15 protein-coding genes are annotated in these 15364 nt (G+C 63.4%); 14 read left to right on the forward strand and 1 reads right to left on the reverse strand.

The genetic code is table 11. The annotated features are described in order from the left end of the window. The first annotated feature begins 136 nt into the window (after positions 1-136). The 7 genes from ACZY0R_RS13005 to ACZY0R_RS13035 all read left to right on the forward strand — a co-directional run bounded on the left by ACZY0R_RS13005 (position 137) and on the right by ACZY0R_RS13035 (position 6934). Positions 137-1261 (forward strand): TraI domain-containing protein, encoded by a 1125-nt coding sequence (locus ACZY0R_RS13005; RefSeq protein ID WP_488858783.1) that lies wholly within the window; start codon positions 137-139, stop codon positions 1259-1261. Continuing rightward, positions 1261-3108: a conjugative transfer system coupling protein TraD gene (gene traD / locus ACZY0R_RS13010; RefSeq protein WP_488858784.1), complete on the forward strand. Its 1848-nt coding sequence runs from the start codon at positions 1261-1263 to the stop codon at positions 3106-3108. The genes ACZY0R_RS13005 and traD overlap by 1 nt, the downstream gene beginning before the upstream one ends. 174 nt (positions 3109-3282) lie before the next feature. Beyond that, positions 3283-3939 (forward strand): IncC plasmid conjugative DNA transfer DtrJ family protein, encoded by a 657-nt coding sequence (locus tag ACZY0R_RS13015; protein WP_488858785.1) that lies wholly within the window; start codon positions 3283-3285, stop codon positions 3937-3939. 452 nt (positions 3940-4391) lie between these two features. Continuing rightward, the gene (locus ACZY0R_RS13020) at positions 4392-5381 is read left to right on the forward strand and encodes a TadA family conjugal transfer-associated ATPase (RefSeq protein WP_045240677.1); all 990 of its coding nucleotides are present in this window, start codon (positions 4392-4394) and stop codon (positions 5379-5381) included. Beyond that, the gene (locus tag ACZY0R_RS13025) at positions 5347-5676 is read left to right on the forward strand and encodes a hypothetical protein (protein WP_156177274.1); all 330 of its coding nucleotides are present in this window, start codon (positions 5347-5349) and stop codon (positions 5674-5676) included. Before ACZY0R_RS13020 ends, ACZY0R_RS13025 begins: the two co-directional genes overlap by 35 nt. After that, positions 5676-5981, forward strand: a complete 306-nt coding sequence (locus tag ACZY0R_RS13030; protein ID WP_488858786.1) for a VirB3 family type IV secretion system protein — start codon at positions 5676-5678, stop codon at positions 5979-5981. The genes ACZY0R_RS13025 and ACZY0R_RS13030 overlap by 1 nt, the downstream gene beginning before the upstream one ends. Further along, on the forward strand, positions 5975-6934 hold the full coding sequence (locus ACZY0R_RS13035) for a VirB4 family type IV secretion/conjugal transfer ATPase (protein ID WP_488858788.1): 960 nt from the start codon (positions 5975-5977) through the stop codon (positions 6932-6934). Before ACZY0R_RS13030 ends, ACZY0R_RS13035 begins: the two co-directional genes overlap by 7 nt. 17 nt (positions 6935-6951) lie before the next feature. On the opposite strand, the gene ACZY0R_RS13040 is transcribed toward ACZY0R_RS13035, so the two are convergent. Further along, positions 6952-7986, reverse strand: a complete 1035-nt coding sequence (locus ACZY0R_RS13040) for an IS630 family transposase (RefSeq protein WP_477115608.1) — start codon at positions 7984-7986, stop codon at positions 6952-6954. Between the two features lie 57 nt (positions 7987-8043). Between ACZY0R_RS13040 and ACZY0R_RS13045 the strand changes: the two genes are divergently transcribed. From ACZY0R_RS13045 to ACZY0R_RS13075, 7 genes are all read left to right on the forward strand, one after another. Further along, entirely contained in the window at positions 8044-9549 is a 1506-nt protein-coding gene (locus tag ACZY0R_RS13045; RefSeq protein ID WP_488858789.1) for a VirB4 family type IV secretion system protein, read from the forward strand. 20 nt (positions 9550-9569) lie between these two features. Further along, positions 9570-10289 (forward strand): hypothetical protein, encoded by a 720-nt coding sequence (locus ACZY0R_RS13050; protein ID WP_488858790.1) that lies wholly within the window; start codon positions 9570-9572, stop codon positions 10287-10289. A gap of 3 nt (positions 10290-10292) precedes the next feature. Further along, a complete protein-coding gene (locus ACZY0R_RS13055) occupies positions 10293-11651 on the forward strand; it encodes a type IV secretion system protein (protein ID WP_488858791.1) in 1359 nt (452 codons plus the stop codon). Between the two features lie 266 nt (positions 11652-11917). Continuing rightward, positions 11918-12640 carry a VirB8 family type IV secretion system protein gene (locus tag ACZY0R_RS13060; RefSeq protein ID WP_488858792.1) on the forward strand — a complete coding sequence of 241 codons (723 nt, stop codon included), beginning with the start codon at positions 11918-11920 and terminating at the stop codon, positions 12638-12640. After that, the gene (locus ACZY0R_RS13065; RefSeq protein WP_488858793.1) at positions 12637-13452 is read left to right on the forward strand and encodes a TrbG/VirB9 family P-type conjugative transfer protein; all 816 of its coding nucleotides are present in this window, start codon (positions 12637-12639) and stop codon (positions 13450-13452) included. The genes ACZY0R_RS13060 and ACZY0R_RS13065 overlap by 4 nt, the downstream gene beginning before the upstream one ends. Continuing rightward, positions 13452-14726 carry a TrbI/VirB10 family protein gene (locus tag ACZY0R_RS13070; RefSeq protein ID WP_488858794.1) on the forward strand — a complete coding sequence of 425 codons (1275 nt, stop codon included), beginning with the start codon at positions 13452-13454 and terminating at the stop codon, positions 14724-14726. The genes ACZY0R_RS13065 and ACZY0R_RS13070 overlap by 1 nt, the downstream gene beginning before the upstream one ends. Beyond that, the gene (locus ACZY0R_RS13075) at positions 14723-15346 is read left to right on the forward strand and encodes a hypothetical protein (RefSeq protein ID WP_488858795.1); all 624 of its coding nucleotides are present in this window, start codon (positions 14723-14725) and stop codon (positions 15344-15346) included. The genes ACZY0R_RS13070 and ACZY0R_RS13075 overlap by 4 nt, the downstream gene beginning before the upstream one ends. The last annotated feature ends 18 nt before the right edge of the window (positions 15347-15364 follow it).

The raw sequence follows: 15364 nt of genomic DNA on the forward strand, positions 1-15364 counted from the left end.
AGAATCCGTCGGATTTCCATCGATGCTGGTCGCTCATTACCTGGCAAGCTCGAGTGCCGTTCGAACTGCGAGTCGCGATCGATTTCGTGTGCCTATCGTCGTGGCCACATGCCAAAACCGAGTCAGGATTGGGGGCATGGAACTCTCAATGCAACCCCCCGAAGCGCTCCTGGCCACCCTCGACGCGGAGCTTCTGAAAACGCTGCACTCGGCCTCGGGCTTCAGCGGTGCGCTGTTCGACAACCACATTCAGCCCCTGCTGGCTCGCCTGGCCGAGTGCGTGCAGTCGCTCCCTTTATCTCGCGATGCATACAGCGAGCCGGGCGGCGCCCTGCGCTTCGGCGTGATCAGCGGCCTGATGGCGTTTCGGCTGGCCGATAGCGCCATCTTCGTACCGGGCCACACCACTGAGACGCGGCGGGTGCTCGATCCGCAGTACCGCTACAGCGGATTCGCGGCGGCGCTGGCGTCCGTGCCCGCCATTATCGAGGCGGTCATGATCGTGACGGTGGCTGGCCGGCGGTGGTCGCCGATGAGCCAGGTATCGCTGACGCAGGCGCTGGTGGACGCCGAGGTGCGCGAATACACCATCAACTGGAATCCGTCGGCACGGGCCCCCTCGCGCATGGTCGCGGCGCTGGTCGCCGGCCGGTTCTTCGTGCCGGGTCTGTGGGCGGATTTCGAGGAATCGGTCATCGCGGCGCTCGCCGATGCGATCCTGCCGGTCCGTGGGGTGATCGCGGTGGAGACGCCGTTGTGCCGCGTGGTGCGTGTGGCGCAGGACAAGGCGTTCGAGATCAACGCCAAGGAGACGGCGAAACGTATCGATGCGCTTGGCGGGCGGCGCCTGTCCCTGCGCGACATCCTTGCGCTACCGGAAGTCCCCGCGGCGCCGGCTTCTCCGCCTGAGGCGCCATCCCCCCCAGCCGTCAGTGCGGCACCTTCGGCAGTGCAGACTTCGGAGCCCGTCGCCGAGACGCAGGTCGCCGCTGCCGGGACCTCGACGTTGAGCCCGGAGGTCACCGAGCTCATGAAGGCCATCAGCGTCGATAAGGACGTGGCGCGGATCCGCGCGGATTGTGCCCTGAAGGAGACGGGGTTCTTCTTCCCGAAGAGGGCGCTCATGATGCGATACGGGATGTCGCAGGATAAGGCCATCAAGCTGTTCGTGGATGCCGGATTGGTCCGGGAGCAGACCGCCACCCATCTGGTCATGGTGCCGGCGTTCGGTACCATGGTATTTGGCGATAAGGCGGCCTGATGCGAACCTATCGCGACATGTTCCGCCCGAATTACGATGTGGCGATCTCGGGCGTCTGGGCGGGATCGGCGATGTTCCTGATGGCCGCGCAACCGCCACTCTGGTGGGTTGGGGCGTCCTTCGGTCTGGCACTCGGCGCGCAGCGGACGAAAGATGCGCTCGATCTGTATCGATTCCGCATCTCGCTGTCGGTGCTGCGCGCGGAGAAGCTGCCCGCACTCGAGGTTATCACGCGCTCTCGGGCACAGCGCGTGCCGCGCGACCCACATTCCGGGGAGCAGGGCGCCTTCTGGCTAGGTAGCGGCTTCCTGTGGAAGCAACGCCACGCGGAGATCGCGCGCGAGATTCTGAGCCGCAATCCCGAGGAGATCTGCACGTTGCCCAGGTGGTTGCCGCAGAGCGTGGTCCGCCATATCACCCCGCCGAACGCCGTGCTATTGCGGGAAGACGCGATCGGGGTGCCATGGATCCACGGCATGGAGCCCACCGAGGTCCCGGTGCGGCTGCCGCTGGATTCCCTGCCGGGCCATACCCTGATCGTGGGGACCACGCGGGCCGGGAAGACTCGCCTCTACGAACTGATCTCGACCCAGATCATTGACTTGCCGTCGAGCACGCTGTTCGTGCTGGATCCGAAAGGCGACCAGGATTGGGAGCGGCGGTTGCGATCCGAGTGCAAGCGGATGGGGCGCAAGTTCCTGTACTTTCACCCGGCGCACCCATCGAAGTCGTTTCGCATCAATCTGCTGGCCAACTGGGGAGACATCAGCGAGGCGGCTACGCGCATCACCAACCTCATCGACGCCCAGGAAACGTTCCGTTCTTTTGCCTGGAAAACGTTGTATCGGGTCATGTCCGGCATGGTGGCCTGTGGGGTGCGCCCGAACATCAAGAAGGTGAAGCGCTACGTCCAGATGGGCGTCGAACCGCTGCTCGAGCAGTTGCTGACGCAGCGCTTCTTTGCCGCAGAGGGGCCCTCGTGGGACCGGGATATGAATCAGGGAGGCGCAGGGAAGCCGGTTAGCCGCCTGGAACTCATGATCCAGAAGTACGTCCTTGACGCGAGCAATGTCGACGAATCGATCGACGGCCTGATCGCCATGGTGAAGCACTCGAAGGAGCACTACTCGAAGATGATCCAGGTCTTGGAGCCGGTCCTCGAGATGCTCGGCTCCGGCGAGCTCGGCGCGATGCTGTCGCCGGATCCTGAGGACATCACCGACCAGCGTCCGATCTACGATACCCGCAAGATGATCAACGAGCGCGCCGTGGTCTATATCGCGCTCAATTCGCTGCCGGATAACATCCGCGGCTCGGCAATCGGCAGTGCGTTCTTCGCCGATCTGGCATCAGTCGCCGGCGAAATCTACAACACAACCGGCAAGACCGACGTGTACATCATGGCCGACGAGTCCGCGGAACTGACCAATGACCAGGCCATCCAGATCCTGAACAAAGGCGGCGGGGCCGGCTTCAAGACCTTCATGGCGACGCAGACGGAGGCGGACTTCATCGTCCGGCTGGGGTCGAAGGAGAAGGCCCGTCAGATGCTGGGGAACCTCAACAATCTCATTTGCCTGCGTGTCAAGGACTACGAGACGGCGAAATGGATCTCCGAGAGCTTTGGCCAGACCATTGCACGCAAACAGACGACGTCCTATTCCAACACGTCCGAAAGCTCCATCGCATTCACGGAGTTCAGGGGTAGCACCGGCCGGGCCATGGAGGAGAAGGAAGCGCCGTTCGTCTCGCCGGACCTGTTGACCAGACTGCCCGGTCTCCACTACTTTGCATTTCTTGGCGGCAGCACGTTGTACAAGGGCCGCCTGCCATTGATGGCGGACTAAATACAAAGAAGAAAAGAAATAAAAGAACACGAATACACGCCGCTGGTCCCAACGGGCTAAGCCAGACCAAGGCCATCGAGCGTTCCGCCCGCCAGTTCCTGGCGCCGGCGACTGCGGCAATGCTGCTCAGGAAATACCAGGACCGTAGTGACTAGTCAGGCAGGTGCCGCCCCAATGATCCTCTTTGCCGAAAAAAGCGAGTTCAGCCAGCACATCCTGTTCTGGTGGCTGCTGGCGCCGCTGATTGCGCTGCTCATCCTGCCTGGCGTGATGTCCCCCGTGGCGTTCCAGATCGAGCCGGCAGAAGTGCTCTTCCTCTCCCACTGGGGCGGCCAGGACCGAGAGGTGACGAGGAGGGCGGACGCCAAGTTCGACCGTTGGTTTGTCGCGCCGGGGTGGGTGGACCGCAGCGTCGCGCTCACGCGGCCGCAGCGCATGGGCGGCCCATCGCTCGCGGGCGGCGTCTCTTCGTTCCCGGCGGGGACCGGCAACTGGTTGCGGGACTGGGTGGCCGGTTTCTGGATGCTGGTGTATCGCGTCCTCTGGCGCGTGCTGGCGCTGGGTCCGCTCTACCTGACCGCCGCCATCGGCTTTGCCTTGCCCGCCTTCGTGGACGGCATTGGCTCGCGGCTCAAGAAGCGCTATGACTTCGGCCAGCACAATCCGATCTTCTTCTACGCCAGCATGCACTTTGTCCTGCTGGCGGTCGGACTGGCCATGTTCGTGCCCATCACGCCCTTGACCTTGACGCCGACGGTGCTCGGCGGCTTCTTCCTGGCGACCGCCGCGGCGATCCGGGTCATGGCCGCCAACCTGCAGACGGGCGCTTAACGGGGTCGTCTCAGAAACAGAAAACAAGGCACGGTAAGCCGGTTGCCTGTTCTGCTGCTCCCAAAGCCAGCTTTCCAAGACATACAAAATTTTGTATAGCTCAGGCATGACCGATTCCAAGCCCCGGGGCAGTTCCCTTGATGATCTTCGCGCCTTCCCGCTCGCGGCCATATCGAGGACACCCCGGAAGAAGCGGAAAGCATGAAGCTGCGTTCCGTCCTACTGACGGCGCTCACGAACCACGTTACCCGCACCGAAATGAGCGAGGTGCAGGCTAGGCCGCAGCGGCGCTACGCACCCTAAGCGCGCTTTGTTTTCCGTCCTGAGACGACTCCTTAACGCCCGATTCCGGTACCGATTTCTGGTACCCGCAGAAGTGGTCGACCGAAAAGGGCACATTTCAGTGCACCTTTCGCCGGCAAAATCCCCAGCCGGCGCGGGATCATGTTCGCATGATCCAAGCCAACATCATCGCCGACGCGATCTCCCGTAGCCTGAAGCCGCTGCTTCCATTTTTCTGGGATGAAGCAGTCACCGAGATCATGGTCAATCCCGGCGGCATCGTCTTCATCGAGCACGACGGCAAGATTGTGAACACCGGGCTCAAGTTGCCCGAGTACGAGATCCAGATCGCGATCCAGGCCATTGCCAAACAGGTACGCAAGGATGCGATGGCGTCCTCCGCCGACGCCATCGTGGATGCCACGGTTGACGGCATGCGATTTGCCGGCGCGCTCGCGCCCACCTCTCCCGACGGCTCAACGTTCTCGATCCGCAAGCACTTGCCTCCGGAGAAGCGCCCCACGCTGGAGAAACTGGTCGCCCGCGAGATGCTGACGAAGGCACGGGCGGACAAGGTCATTGACCTATTCATCCACCAAGGCCGCAACGTGTTGGTGGCTGGCGGCACGTCCTCGGGCAAGACCACGCTGGCCAATGCCTTTCTCGGCAAGGTGCCGCTGCATGAGCGGGTGATCACCATCGAGGACGCGCGCGAGCTCAATATCACCGGACCCAATCACGTGCCCTTGGTCGCCAATCCGCAGGCCGGGCTGACCGCGCGGCTGCTGGTCAAGCTGGCGATGCGCTTTCGGCCCGACCGCCTGATCCTGGGCGAGACGCGCGGGGACGACACCTACGACCTGATCCGCGCGATGAACAGCGGCCATGACGGCACCCTGACAACCGTGCACGCGAACGGCCCCGAGGAAGCCCTCGACGCGATCGAGATCCTGTTCCAGCAGTCGCTGCCGCCGGGCGCGCAGTTCGACGCCATGACAACGCGTCGCTATCTCGCCAAAACCATTCACTTGGTGGTGTACGCCAGGAAGCGCCCCCGGGTCCTACCGAACCACGAAGTCGGCATCGAGCGCCGCGTGGAACAAATCTGTCTTGTCAAAGGATTGAATGAACATGGTCAGTACATTCTGGAAGAAGTTTAGGCACACGCCGCAACAGATCGTCGTCCTGACGGTCCTAGGCATCTTCTCGGCGTCGGCGGTTGCGCAGTCGTCCTCCGGCGGCATGCAGGCGTTCTGCTTCATCATCAACTACTTCAAGCAGATCGTGGGCGCCATTGCAGTCCTGTCGATCATGATCTGGGTGATTGGCTATTTCAACAAACAGGCTCAACTGTCGGAGCTGGGCCAGTACATCTTCCTGGGCTGCGTGATCGCGGCCTCCGCCTACGTGTTTGTTACGGCAACCGGTCTGATCCCACCAGCTTGCTCAGTCTGATGCGCGAATCCGTCACCTATCCCGCCTTGCAGCGGCCCATGTTGTCCGCTGGCATTGGCATGAAGGCGGTCGCCCTGATCTGGCCAGGGACCGCCCTGGTGTGCCTCCTGGCGATGTCGCCGCTGCCATTGGCCGTGGGGCTGGCGGCTCATGTCGTGCTGCGCTGGGCGTACAAGAAGGACCCTCAGGTCATTGCGATCTATCTCAAGTATGCCGAGACCGCGGATCACTACCAGCCCTACGTACGAGAGCGGTGCAAGGGCGCACAGCGGCCAATAGGCTATGGGCGGGGCGTGCGATGCTAGAGATCGCCTACAAGACGGCGGAAGCCGAGCACCCGCAGCAGGAGATTCTGCCGTGGCTCGACTTCGTCACGCCGGAATTGCTGCTGTGCAAGGATGGTTCGCTGCTCGCCGCCTACGCCTATGAGGGGCTGGACCCGGACAACCTCGATGACGATCTGGTCGACCAGGCCGTCACGCAGTTGCAACGTGCCCTCGGCCAGTTTGATTCGCGACTGACGGGCTGGTGGATCGTCGACAAGCGCAAGGACTATGCGTACCCGGAAGGAGATTTCGACAACGCCACGTCGGCCCAACTTGATAGTGTGATCGGTGACGCCTTCCGCGCCGGCATCTCCTACCGCTTCCGGCACTGGTTCTTCCTGCTCTATACCGGGCAACAGGGTGTGGAGGGGTACCTCGACAGCGTGACGTGGCTGGTGAACGAGGAGGGCAGGAGCCTGCCGGTTGCGCTCCTGCGTGGCGCGCTCGGCTCCGTTTCGGCAAGCACCGCCGTACTGCGGGATCGCGATCGTCTGCTGCAGGCCATCGGCGAGTTCGAGCGGCTGCTGGGGATGTTCGATACGACGATTTCCTCGATGCGATTCGAGCGGCTGGACCGCAGGCCGTTTACGGACGCCCTGTACCACCTCGCCAATCCGGCGACGCGCCTCCCGGCCCCGGCCAAGCCGCCCGGCGTGCTGCTCGATGGCTGGCTGCCGAACGGGTATATCACCACCGGCAAGCAGGCCATGGCATTCCAGAGCGAAGGGGAGGCCAGGTACTGTGGCGTCATCGGGGTTAAGGAGTGGCCGTCGACGACCTCGCCGCTGCTGCTTGAAGCACTGATGGGTTCGGATGTGGAGATGACGATCTGCCACATCATCCGCTTCCTCGGCAAGGACCATGCGAAGCGGGAGCTGAACGGGGCGGCGAATTACTATCGGATGACGCTGTTCTCGCCGTTCAACTACTAACTTTTCAGAAAGTATTGTCAGGCCGCAGCGTATTGGCACTCCGGCTGGCGAAAGAACGACTTGACTAACTCAGGCAGTCGTTGAATGCGACGTAACGCACTTCTCGCCAATTTCTTCATTTCGTTCTTTCCCTGGACTAAACGCTTGGAGACTTGCCGCTTCACGTGCGCCCACACCTGCTCGTCGGGGTTCAGGTGAGGAGAATACGGCGGCAGGTAGAACAGCTTCAGCCGGCCTTGCTCACTTTCGACGTATGTTTTGACTAGCTTGCTTCTGTGTACCGGATGCCCGTCCACCACCACAAAAACCGGCTTGGTCGCGCCGATCATCAATCGCTTGAGAAACTCGATAAACACCGTCGTATTGACGGAGCCGTCATGCACCATGAAACGGAACTCCCCACGTGGACTGACTGCCGAGATCATGTTCAGCGAGAAGCGCCGGCCGGTCACGCCAACCACAGGTGTCTGGCCACGCGGCGCCCAAGTCGTACCGGTGTGATAATCCGAGCGAATGCCCGCCTCATCCACGAAGTAGATCGTTGCGCCCGCCGCTCGCGCCTGAGCCCGGATCTCCGGATAGGTCTCAATTTCCCACTGCCGCACCAGCTTGGCGTCCTGCTGCCAAGCCTGATAGAGCGGCTTCTGCGCACTAAATCCCAGCAGCTTCATGATCCGGCTGACCGAGGCCAGCGACAACTTCTTGCCGAATTGGCGATGGATCAGCTCACCGATCAGCGACAGCGTCCACAGCCCGAACTCGAACTTGTACTGCAGCGGCGTGTTGTCCCTGATTGCCTTGGCCAGCCAGCGCATTTCCTCGGCGCTGATCTTTGGTGGGCGGCCGGGTATCGGCTTAGCCAGCAGCGCCGTCTGCCCGCCGTTGGCAAAGTCGGCCAGCCAGCGATAGACGCTGCGCACATTGACACCAAAGGCCGCAGCCACGCTTTCTACCGTCTGGCCTTCGCGAATAGCCTTCACTGCCTGCTGCCGCATTACCTGCAAGGCTTGATGCTCGATCGACCGAGCGTCCGAGTTTCGTTTGCATTTCATGAAATGCATTGTCTCACATGACAATACTTTCTAAAAGGTTAGTATGTCGCGCAGAAGATGGCGGACGCCGAGCCGGAGCCGGACAGCGGCAAGCAGGACCTGCACGACGAGTGCAAGGAGGCCTTGCGGCGCCTGTCCGCCGAAGGGCTCGGGTTCGCCTACCATAACCTCTCCGTGGCGGTCTACGCGGATTCGGAAGACGAACTGGCAGCGGGCTGCCAGCTGGTGCACGGACGCTTGGCTAACGTCGAGTTCGAATCCGTGCGCGAGCGGCAGAATCTGGGCCTGTCGTGGGAAGCCATGCTGCCCGGGCAGTGGGCGCGCCAATCCCGCTATCACCTGATCAGCCTGGAGAATGTCGCGGACGCCTCGCCCATCTTCACGATGGACGAAGGGAACCGCGAGCACGCCTACTTCGCCGAGGTGCTGAAGCGCCCGGTGTCGGCACTAGCCCTGCTGATCGACGGCTATGGCGGTCGCTACTACTTCGTGCCACACGTGGGGCAGGTCGGGCACGCCGTGCTCATTGCCCCCACCCGCAGCGGCAAGACGACCTTCGTGGCGCTATGCCTGAGCCAGTTCCGGCGCTACTACGACCCGGAGTGGGGCGACTCGAACGTCTTCATCTTCGACCGGGATTACTCCTGCCGCATCATCACGGAGTTGCACGACGGCCAGCACATCGATATGAGGCAAGGGCAAATGCGGATGAATCCGCTGGCCGTGCTGCGGGATGGCTCCCCCGATGGTCTGGTGTGGGCGCGTGAGTGGATTATCCAGCGCTTGCTGGAGGGCGGCTACCGGTGCAATGCGGATGATCGCGAGAAGATCGATTCGGCCCTCAGCAATCTGGCGCGGTCCACCCAGGACATCCGGTTGTCGACGCTGGCGATTCAGTTGCCCGCGCACCTCGGCAAGGAGTTGGGCGAGTGGCTGGAGGGCCGGCCCTACGGCATGTTTGACTCGTCGACCGATGACTTTTCGCTATCCAGCTGGACCTGCACCGAGATGAAGGATCTGATGGCGGTGGACCGACTGGCCCGCGCCTTCATCGACTATGCGTTCCGCAAGATCTACGAGAAGCTCGATGGCCGGCCGACCTTCATCTATATCGAGGAGGCGTCCTTTCTGGTGAACCACCCGGCCTTCGCGCCGCGGCTGGACGACCTGCTCAAGACCCTCGGGAAGAAGAACGCCTTTGTGTGGCTGACGGTCCAGTCGCCCACGTCGATCACGACCACGGAGATGGCGGCGACGATGACGGACAACATCCTGACCAAGATCCTGCTCGCCAACAAGAGTGCGGAGGCGCATCGGGAATCGTACATCAAGTACTTCGGGCTGACGAAGGAGCAGGTCGATCTCGTCAAGACCCTCATACCGAAGCGGGAGTACCTGATTGTCGCCGACGGCTTCGCGCGGGTGGCGCGCACCGCGCTGGATGCGCAGTCGCTCCCGTTCCTGCGCTCCGAAGCGCACCTGCAACGCTGCTTCGACGAACACAAGCGCAGCGGCGATCCCAACTGGAAGGCCAACTATCTCGCGGAGGTCTCAACGCTATGACTACCCAACGTATCGCTCAAGTGCTATTTGCCGGCCTGCTGATTGCGGCGCCCGCGGCGAACGCCGGCGGCGCCGGTGGTGGCATCGTCTTCGATCCCACCAACTGGGTCCAGACCTCCGCGACGGCGGCGTCCACGGTGAAGCAGGAGGCGATCGCCGTGGCCAATGCGGCGCGGATGGTGCAGATGGTGGTCAACTCAGGAAAGCTGATCCAGCTTCGCGAACTGGGGATCAGCGATCTGGCGCAGGCGGATCAGATGGTCGCACAGATCGGGCGCCTGACCAGCGCCGACGAGGCGCTGCTCCAGGCCCTGGGCAAGAAGACCGACTTCATTGGCGACGTGACGGCGCTGTACGGTGCGTCGCAGAGCAGCAGCTTCGGGAGCTTCGTGAGCGGGATCACGCAGCGCGCCGCGCTGGGCAATGCCAATGCCGCGAACCTGATCAACAAGCACGAGGCGCTCAACCAGGGTATTCAGGCGGCGCAGCAGAAGCGCCTGAAGATTGCCAGCGAGATCGGCATGGTGCCGGGGGCCACCCAGGCGATCCAGGTGGCGACGGCCGCGCTGGACACGCTCATCGAGCAGAACCAGCTGCAGTCTGCGGCCGTCTCGGCGCAACTGGCGAGCGCCGCCAAGAAGGAGGCGGCGGAGTCCGCGCGCGAGCAGACAGCCGACCGAAGTGCGCTGGACTACGCCAACGGCGTCAACCAACGGCTTCAGCAGCTCGGCATTAGGTAACCAATGAATCCGCTCAGCGTCTTCTTTCTCCGTTTGCTTGCAGCGCTCACGTTCCTGCTGGCCGGTGTGCTCCCCGCAGCGGCCCAGGCCGTCATGCAGGATGGCGGCGAGACCGGGCCGTACATCGGCTTTCCGTTGAACGCGGGCAAGGCGCAGGCTGGTAGCGACAACTGCAAGGCCATCCCAGACTATTTTGGCGGAATGGCACAGATTGGCGAGCGGTTCAAGGCCCTCGATGGCTTGGAGACCAGCCTGTTGACGAAGGCGAAGGTGACGGCAGACAAACTCATGGCGCCCGCCAGGGTGATTGGGGGAATACTGGCGCTCACTGCGCTGCTGTGGGGGCTGATCATCGCCATGGGCACCGAGCGGAGTACACCCGTGACCGTGGTGATCGATGTCGTGTTGCCCGCCGCGGTCGTCGCGCTATTTCTTACCTATTATGGCCAGTTCGTGGACGGTATGGTGAGCGCGAGCAAGTTGATCGCCTCGGCGGCCAACTCCCCCTGGGCAGCGGTAATGAAGCTGGTGGGATCGATGCTGAATACTCTGATGGGCGGTCTTAGCAGCATTATCAAGGCATTCACTTGCTCAAGTTTCGGTTTGACTACGCTTGGCGTCGTTCTAGGGAGTCTTGTGGCGATCGTTCTGCTGCTGATGGCGACCTACGTCATGATCAAGGCGTTGGTCGATATCATCGCCGTCATCTTCCTGGGGCCATTCCTGGCGGCGGTGGGCGCGGCTGTCGGTCCGATCTTCATCGCCTTCGGTGCCTCCAGCTGGACACGGCCGTGGATCAGCAGCTGGGTGGGTTTCCTGTGTCAGGCGCTTCTTTTGAACTTTTTTGCTGCCCTCGTGCTGGAGCTGATGGCGGCGCCATTCGACGAGCTGACCAAGACGATGCGCTTTGCCGCGGTTGCCGGGGAGGGTGGACTCACCGTGGCGCTGGACGCGCTCGGGATTCTGGGCATCTCGCTCATCGCTTCGCGGATCTTTGGGCAGATCCCGCAGATCGTGTCGGCACTCTTTCCGGGCAATCTGGGCGTCGTGACTGGAGATGGGGGGAGGGGCACGCCGAAGGTCGTGAAGGATGCAGCGAATTACACAAAGAAGAAGGCCGGAGCAGGACTTGGTGCCGTCGGGAGTGCCGCCGGGAAGCTCGCGATGAAGATTCCTGCGGTGAGAACGGCGGCGGCCGGCGCCTCGACGCTCACCAACAAGCTGCTAGGGCGTGGTGGCCGGGGCGGGTCCGGAGGCGGATCCCCCAAGGGGGGGCAAGGACTTGCCCGACCCTTCAAGCCGGTGAGCGCTACCAGCGCGCAGCGCGCCGCTTCGCGCATGGTGGCCCGTCGCGGCAAGTAGCGCCGCCACCGAACGCCGGCGTCACCCTCGAGCGCCCGCCTTGTGCGGGCGCTTTGTCGTTGGTGCGCCCGGCAGGGCGCACTCACTTGGGGGGCACCTGGGGCAAGTCCCAGCGGAAGGCAGGGGTTCCCTGGGAAGCCGGAAGCAACGAACGAAGCGGCGTGTAGCCGCGAGAGCCACGCGCGAGACGGCTCACCTCGAATCAGGATGCTTTCTCCATAGCATTCGAGTCGTAAAAGCCGCGCAGTGCCTGAAAAAATGGGTACATGAACCCATTCCGCAAATCTCCGCGCTCCACGTCCCTGCCGGCGACCCCGCCCGAGTTCACGCCTGGCGATCCGCACGAGGCCGCGCGACGCCGCCATTACGAACTCGGTGCCGGCTCGCGCATTGAGAGAAACCGCTGGTTCCTTGTCGCGTGCATCGAAGCCGTGGCACTGATTGCAAATGGCGCGGGCACGTTCCGCCTGTTTCCACTCAAGGTGGTGGAGCCGGTGGTGATTCACCAGTCGGAATTCGGCAGGCGCGTCGTTGATACCAACCAGTCGGGCAATTGGATGCCGGACCAGCCGGCGCTTGCGTTCTCGCTAAATCAGTGGGTGGAGTGGGTGTTTGCCATCAACGGCGCCACCGTGGAGGCCAATCTGGCACGCGCAGCGGCCAAGACGGTCGGCACTGCCAGCGATCAGCTGCGAGACCTGCGGCGCAAGGAGAACCCGCTGGTGCTGCTGCGGGACAACCCCAAGCTCGTGCGCGAGTACCAGAACCTGTCCGTCAATTTCCTGGAGGGTGGCAATGCTGCCTTGCTCCGATTCCGCACGACGACGCGCCGCGCGCCAGGCGCCGTGCCCGAGTACCGCAACTATGCCATGACGATCAATTTCACCGTGATCAAGCCGACCACGCGTGAAGAGATCATCAAGGATCCCGCCGGCGTCTACCCCACCGGCTTCAACCTCACCGACGAAGCAACCACTACGAGCCAATGAAGCGACGACTCCTGACCTTTCTTCTCTGCGCCGCGATGGGTGTCTCGGCCGCGCACGCCAAGCCTAAAGCGTCTCCGCCGGCAGAGGAGCGGCAGTCAATCGCCGCGTTGCCCATTGAGGTGCCGGACGAAAGCCGTATCGTCATGTTCACCTACAGCCCGGACGCCGTCTTCAGGATCCTGACGACACCGGGCACCGTGACGCATCTGGAACTGGAGGCCGGGGAAGGCGTCGTGGAACTGCCAGCCATCGGGGACTCGATCCAATGGCGGGTGAGCGGCGGGCCGCGCAATCTGTACATCAAGCCGCTACGTCCGAGCTTGGCGACCACGCTCACCGTGGTGACGGACAAGCGGACCTACCAGTTTGACCTGCGTTCCGGCGAGCCAGGGGCCAAGCGCTTCCAGAAGGTGAACTTCCACTACCCGGAAGTGGAAGCCGCGCTGACCCTCAAGGAACGCGACAAAGGGGAGTCGGTCGAGACGGAGAGGGCGCGCCTGAAATCCCAGGAACTGGGCGGGGCGCCCGATCCCACCGCCTACGACTTCGACTATGAGTCCGAAGGGGACGCCCCCTTCAAGCCGCTCACGGTCTTTAACGATGGTAAGCAGACCTTCCTGCGGCTGCCAAGCGTGCAGGATCAGCCCGGCGTCTTTCTCTATGAAGATGACAAGCCGTCGCTGGTCAACTATGTGGTGAAGGGCGACTACATCGTCGTCGATCGTCTTGCCAAGAAGCTGTTGCTGAAGCTGGGCAAGCGCGAGGTGAGAGTCTCGCGCAAGACGTCCGGATGGCATTGGGGCAGCAACTGATGGCCACTGATCTCAAGAATCCCTTCGTCGACCGTCCGCGTGCCACGCCGGCCCAGTCGCTGGCGGATAGCGGCCCCTCGCCGATGCTCACCAAGGGCAAGGCCAGGCGGAATCTGCATGTCGTGGCATTGATCATGCTCGCGGCGAGCGTGCTGGTATGGATGTTCTGGCCCGAACACACGAAGCGCGTTGTGCCGGCAGAGCCGGTCGGCAAGGCGGATCTGGCACCGGCGGAAACAGCGGGCAAGCAGCTGCTGCGCGATCTCCAGGAGGACGCGAGCGTGCCGGTCGCCTCGCCGCAGGCCGGCACTGCGGCGATGCCCACGCCAATGGGGGAGGGCAATGCGGCGTCGCGCGCGCTCGGCGCTCCGGAGCCTGCTCTGGATGGGCGAAGCAGTGGCGCCAGCCGCGAGGAGGAGATCTGGGGCTCGGCGATCACCGCCGGCGCGTCCGTCACGCTGAAGAAGGTTGGCGGGACAGAGGCGAGCACGCTGGGCGTGAGCGGCCGGGATCCGGGGATGGCGCCGGCGGCACCGACCACGCCGGATACGCTTCCCGAGCGGCAGATGGCCTTGCTCTCCCAGCTGGGCCAGCAGCAGCCTGCAGCCAGTTCCCGGTCGGCGGACAGTGGGTTCCTCGAGCAGGCGGCCGGCGATACGCCGAACCTGACCAACCGGCAGCAGCCGGCCCATGCGCAAGCGGCGGCCTACGAGGGGACGGTGGTGCGCAGCGTGCTGATCACTGGCGTGAACAGCGATATGCCGGGCACGGTCACCGCGCGCGTGACGTCAACCGTGTACGACTCGATCACCCAGCGTATTCCCCTGATTCCTGCCGGCGCTGTGCTGAGAGGTGTCTATCGGAACGAAGCGCAGGTCGGGCAGACGCGCGTGCTCATTGCGATGCAACGGATGATTCTGCCCAACGGCAGCTGGATTCCGCTGTCCGGTGCCTCGGCCGCCGACATGCAAGGCATGGCCGGACTGGACGCGGATGTCGACAACCACTTCTTCAAGATTTTCGGCAGCTCGCTGGTGGTCGGCGCGGCGTCGCTGCTGGTGTCCAAGGCGTCGCAGAACGTCACGGTCAACGTCGGGGCGGGAGGCACGCAACTGGGCGGTTCCGTCTTTGCGCAGTCGCTCTCCGAGACCGTGCGGGCCATGCTCCAGCGCAACCTGAATATCCAGCCGACGCTGACCGGAGAAGCCGGCTCCGAGTTCCTCTTTGTGGTGTCGCGCGACACCCTCATGTCGCCATGGAGCGCACAAAAGTGATTAAGACAGCCATTGCCTCTCTCTTCCTGGCCGGCGCGGCGGCCTGCGCGCCGGCGCAGGGTGCCGATTCGCCGGTACGCATCGTCTTCAACGATGGGGTCAATACCTACATCCAGGCGCGGCCCGGGGTTGCACTGACCGTCCCGGACGCCGTGCGCCGGCTGGACGCCTTCCTGGTGCGCGGTATGCCGGTGGAGATCATCGCGTATGCCGGTGGTCAGCGCTACGAGATTCGACGCACGGGGAATACAAGCCAGGCCTATGTCGTTGAGCTCGTCGTGCCCCGCGCACCAGCGATTCCGGCCACGGCAGTTACCGCTCCCACCTTTCCTCCCGCTCAGACCGTCGCCGCGGCTGCTGCACAGCTGCCGGCACAACCACTTGCCCGGACAGAGCCTGCCGCGCCCTTGTTGTCACCGCCGCCGACTGCCGCTGTGGCACCGGTGGATTCGCGCCTTGCGGTCCATGGTTCGTCGGACGACGAGGTCCGCGCGGCCATCGCGGAGGCCAAGGCCAGGGGCTGGACGTCGATCCGCGCGGCGGGGGACCCCGAGTTCATTGTGCGTGTGCAGGCGCTGTGGAATGCAGTCGTTCCGGCGTCGCCAGCGGCGGCGCAGTGAGGCCGTGTGGGATGGGCG

Source organism: Cupriavidus sp. F041 (assembly GCF_057814235.1).

Excerpts from the sequence above, each read along its gene's own strand:
- ACZY0R_RS13005 (WP_488858783.1), top strand. The coding sequence starts at position 137 with ATGGAACTCTCAATGCAACCCCCCGAAGCGCTCCTGGCCACCCTCGAC.
- traD (WP_488858784.1), top strand. The coding sequence starts at position 1,261 with ATGCGAACCTATCGCGACATGTTCCGCCCGAATTACGATGTGGCGATC.
- ACZY0R_RS13015 (WP_488858785.1), top strand. The coding sequence starts at position 3,283 with ATGATCCTCTTTGCCGAAAAAAGCGAGTTCAGCCAGCACATCCTGTTC.
- ACZY0R_RS13020 (WP_045240677.1), top strand. The coding sequence starts at position 4,392 with ATGATCCAAGCCAACATCATCGCCGACGCGATCTCCCGTAGCCTGAAG.
- ACZY0R_RS13025 (WP_156177274.1), top strand. The coding sequence starts at position 5,347 with ATGAACATGGTCAGTACATTCTGGAAGAAGTTTAGGCACACGCCGCAA.
- ACZY0R_RS13030 (WP_488858786.1), top strand. The coding sequence starts at position 5,676 with ATGCGCGAATCCGTCACCTATCCCGCCTTGCAGCGGCCCATGTTGTCC.
- ACZY0R_RS13035 (WP_488858788.1), top strand. The coding sequence starts at position 5,975 with ATGCTAGAGATCGCCTACAAGACGGCGGAAGCCGAGCACCCGCAGCAG.
- ACZY0R_RS13040 (WP_477115608.1), bottom strand. The coding sequence starts at position 7,986 with ATGAAATGCAAACGAAACTCGGACGCTCGGTCGATCGAGCATCAAGCC.
- ACZY0R_RS13045 (WP_488858789.1), top strand. The coding sequence starts at position 8,044 with ATGGCGGACGCCGAGCCGGAGCCGGACAGCGGCAAGCAGGACCTGCAC.
- ACZY0R_RS13055 (WP_488858791.1), top strand. The coding sequence starts at position 10,293 with ATGAATCCGCTCAGCGTCTTCTTTCTCCGTTTGCTTGCAGCGCTCACG.
- ACZY0R_RS13060 (WP_488858792.1), top strand. The coding sequence starts at position 11,918 with ATGAACCCATTCCGCAAATCTCCGCGCTCCACGTCCCTGCCGGCGACC.
- ACZY0R_RS13065 (WP_488858793.1), top strand. The coding sequence starts at position 12,637 with ATGAAGCGACGACTCCTGACCTTTCTTCTCTGCGCCGCGATGGGTGTC.
- ACZY0R_RS13070 (WP_488858794.1), top strand. The coding sequence starts at position 13,452 with ATGGCCACTGATCTCAAGAATCCCTTCGTCGACCGTCCGCGTGCCACG.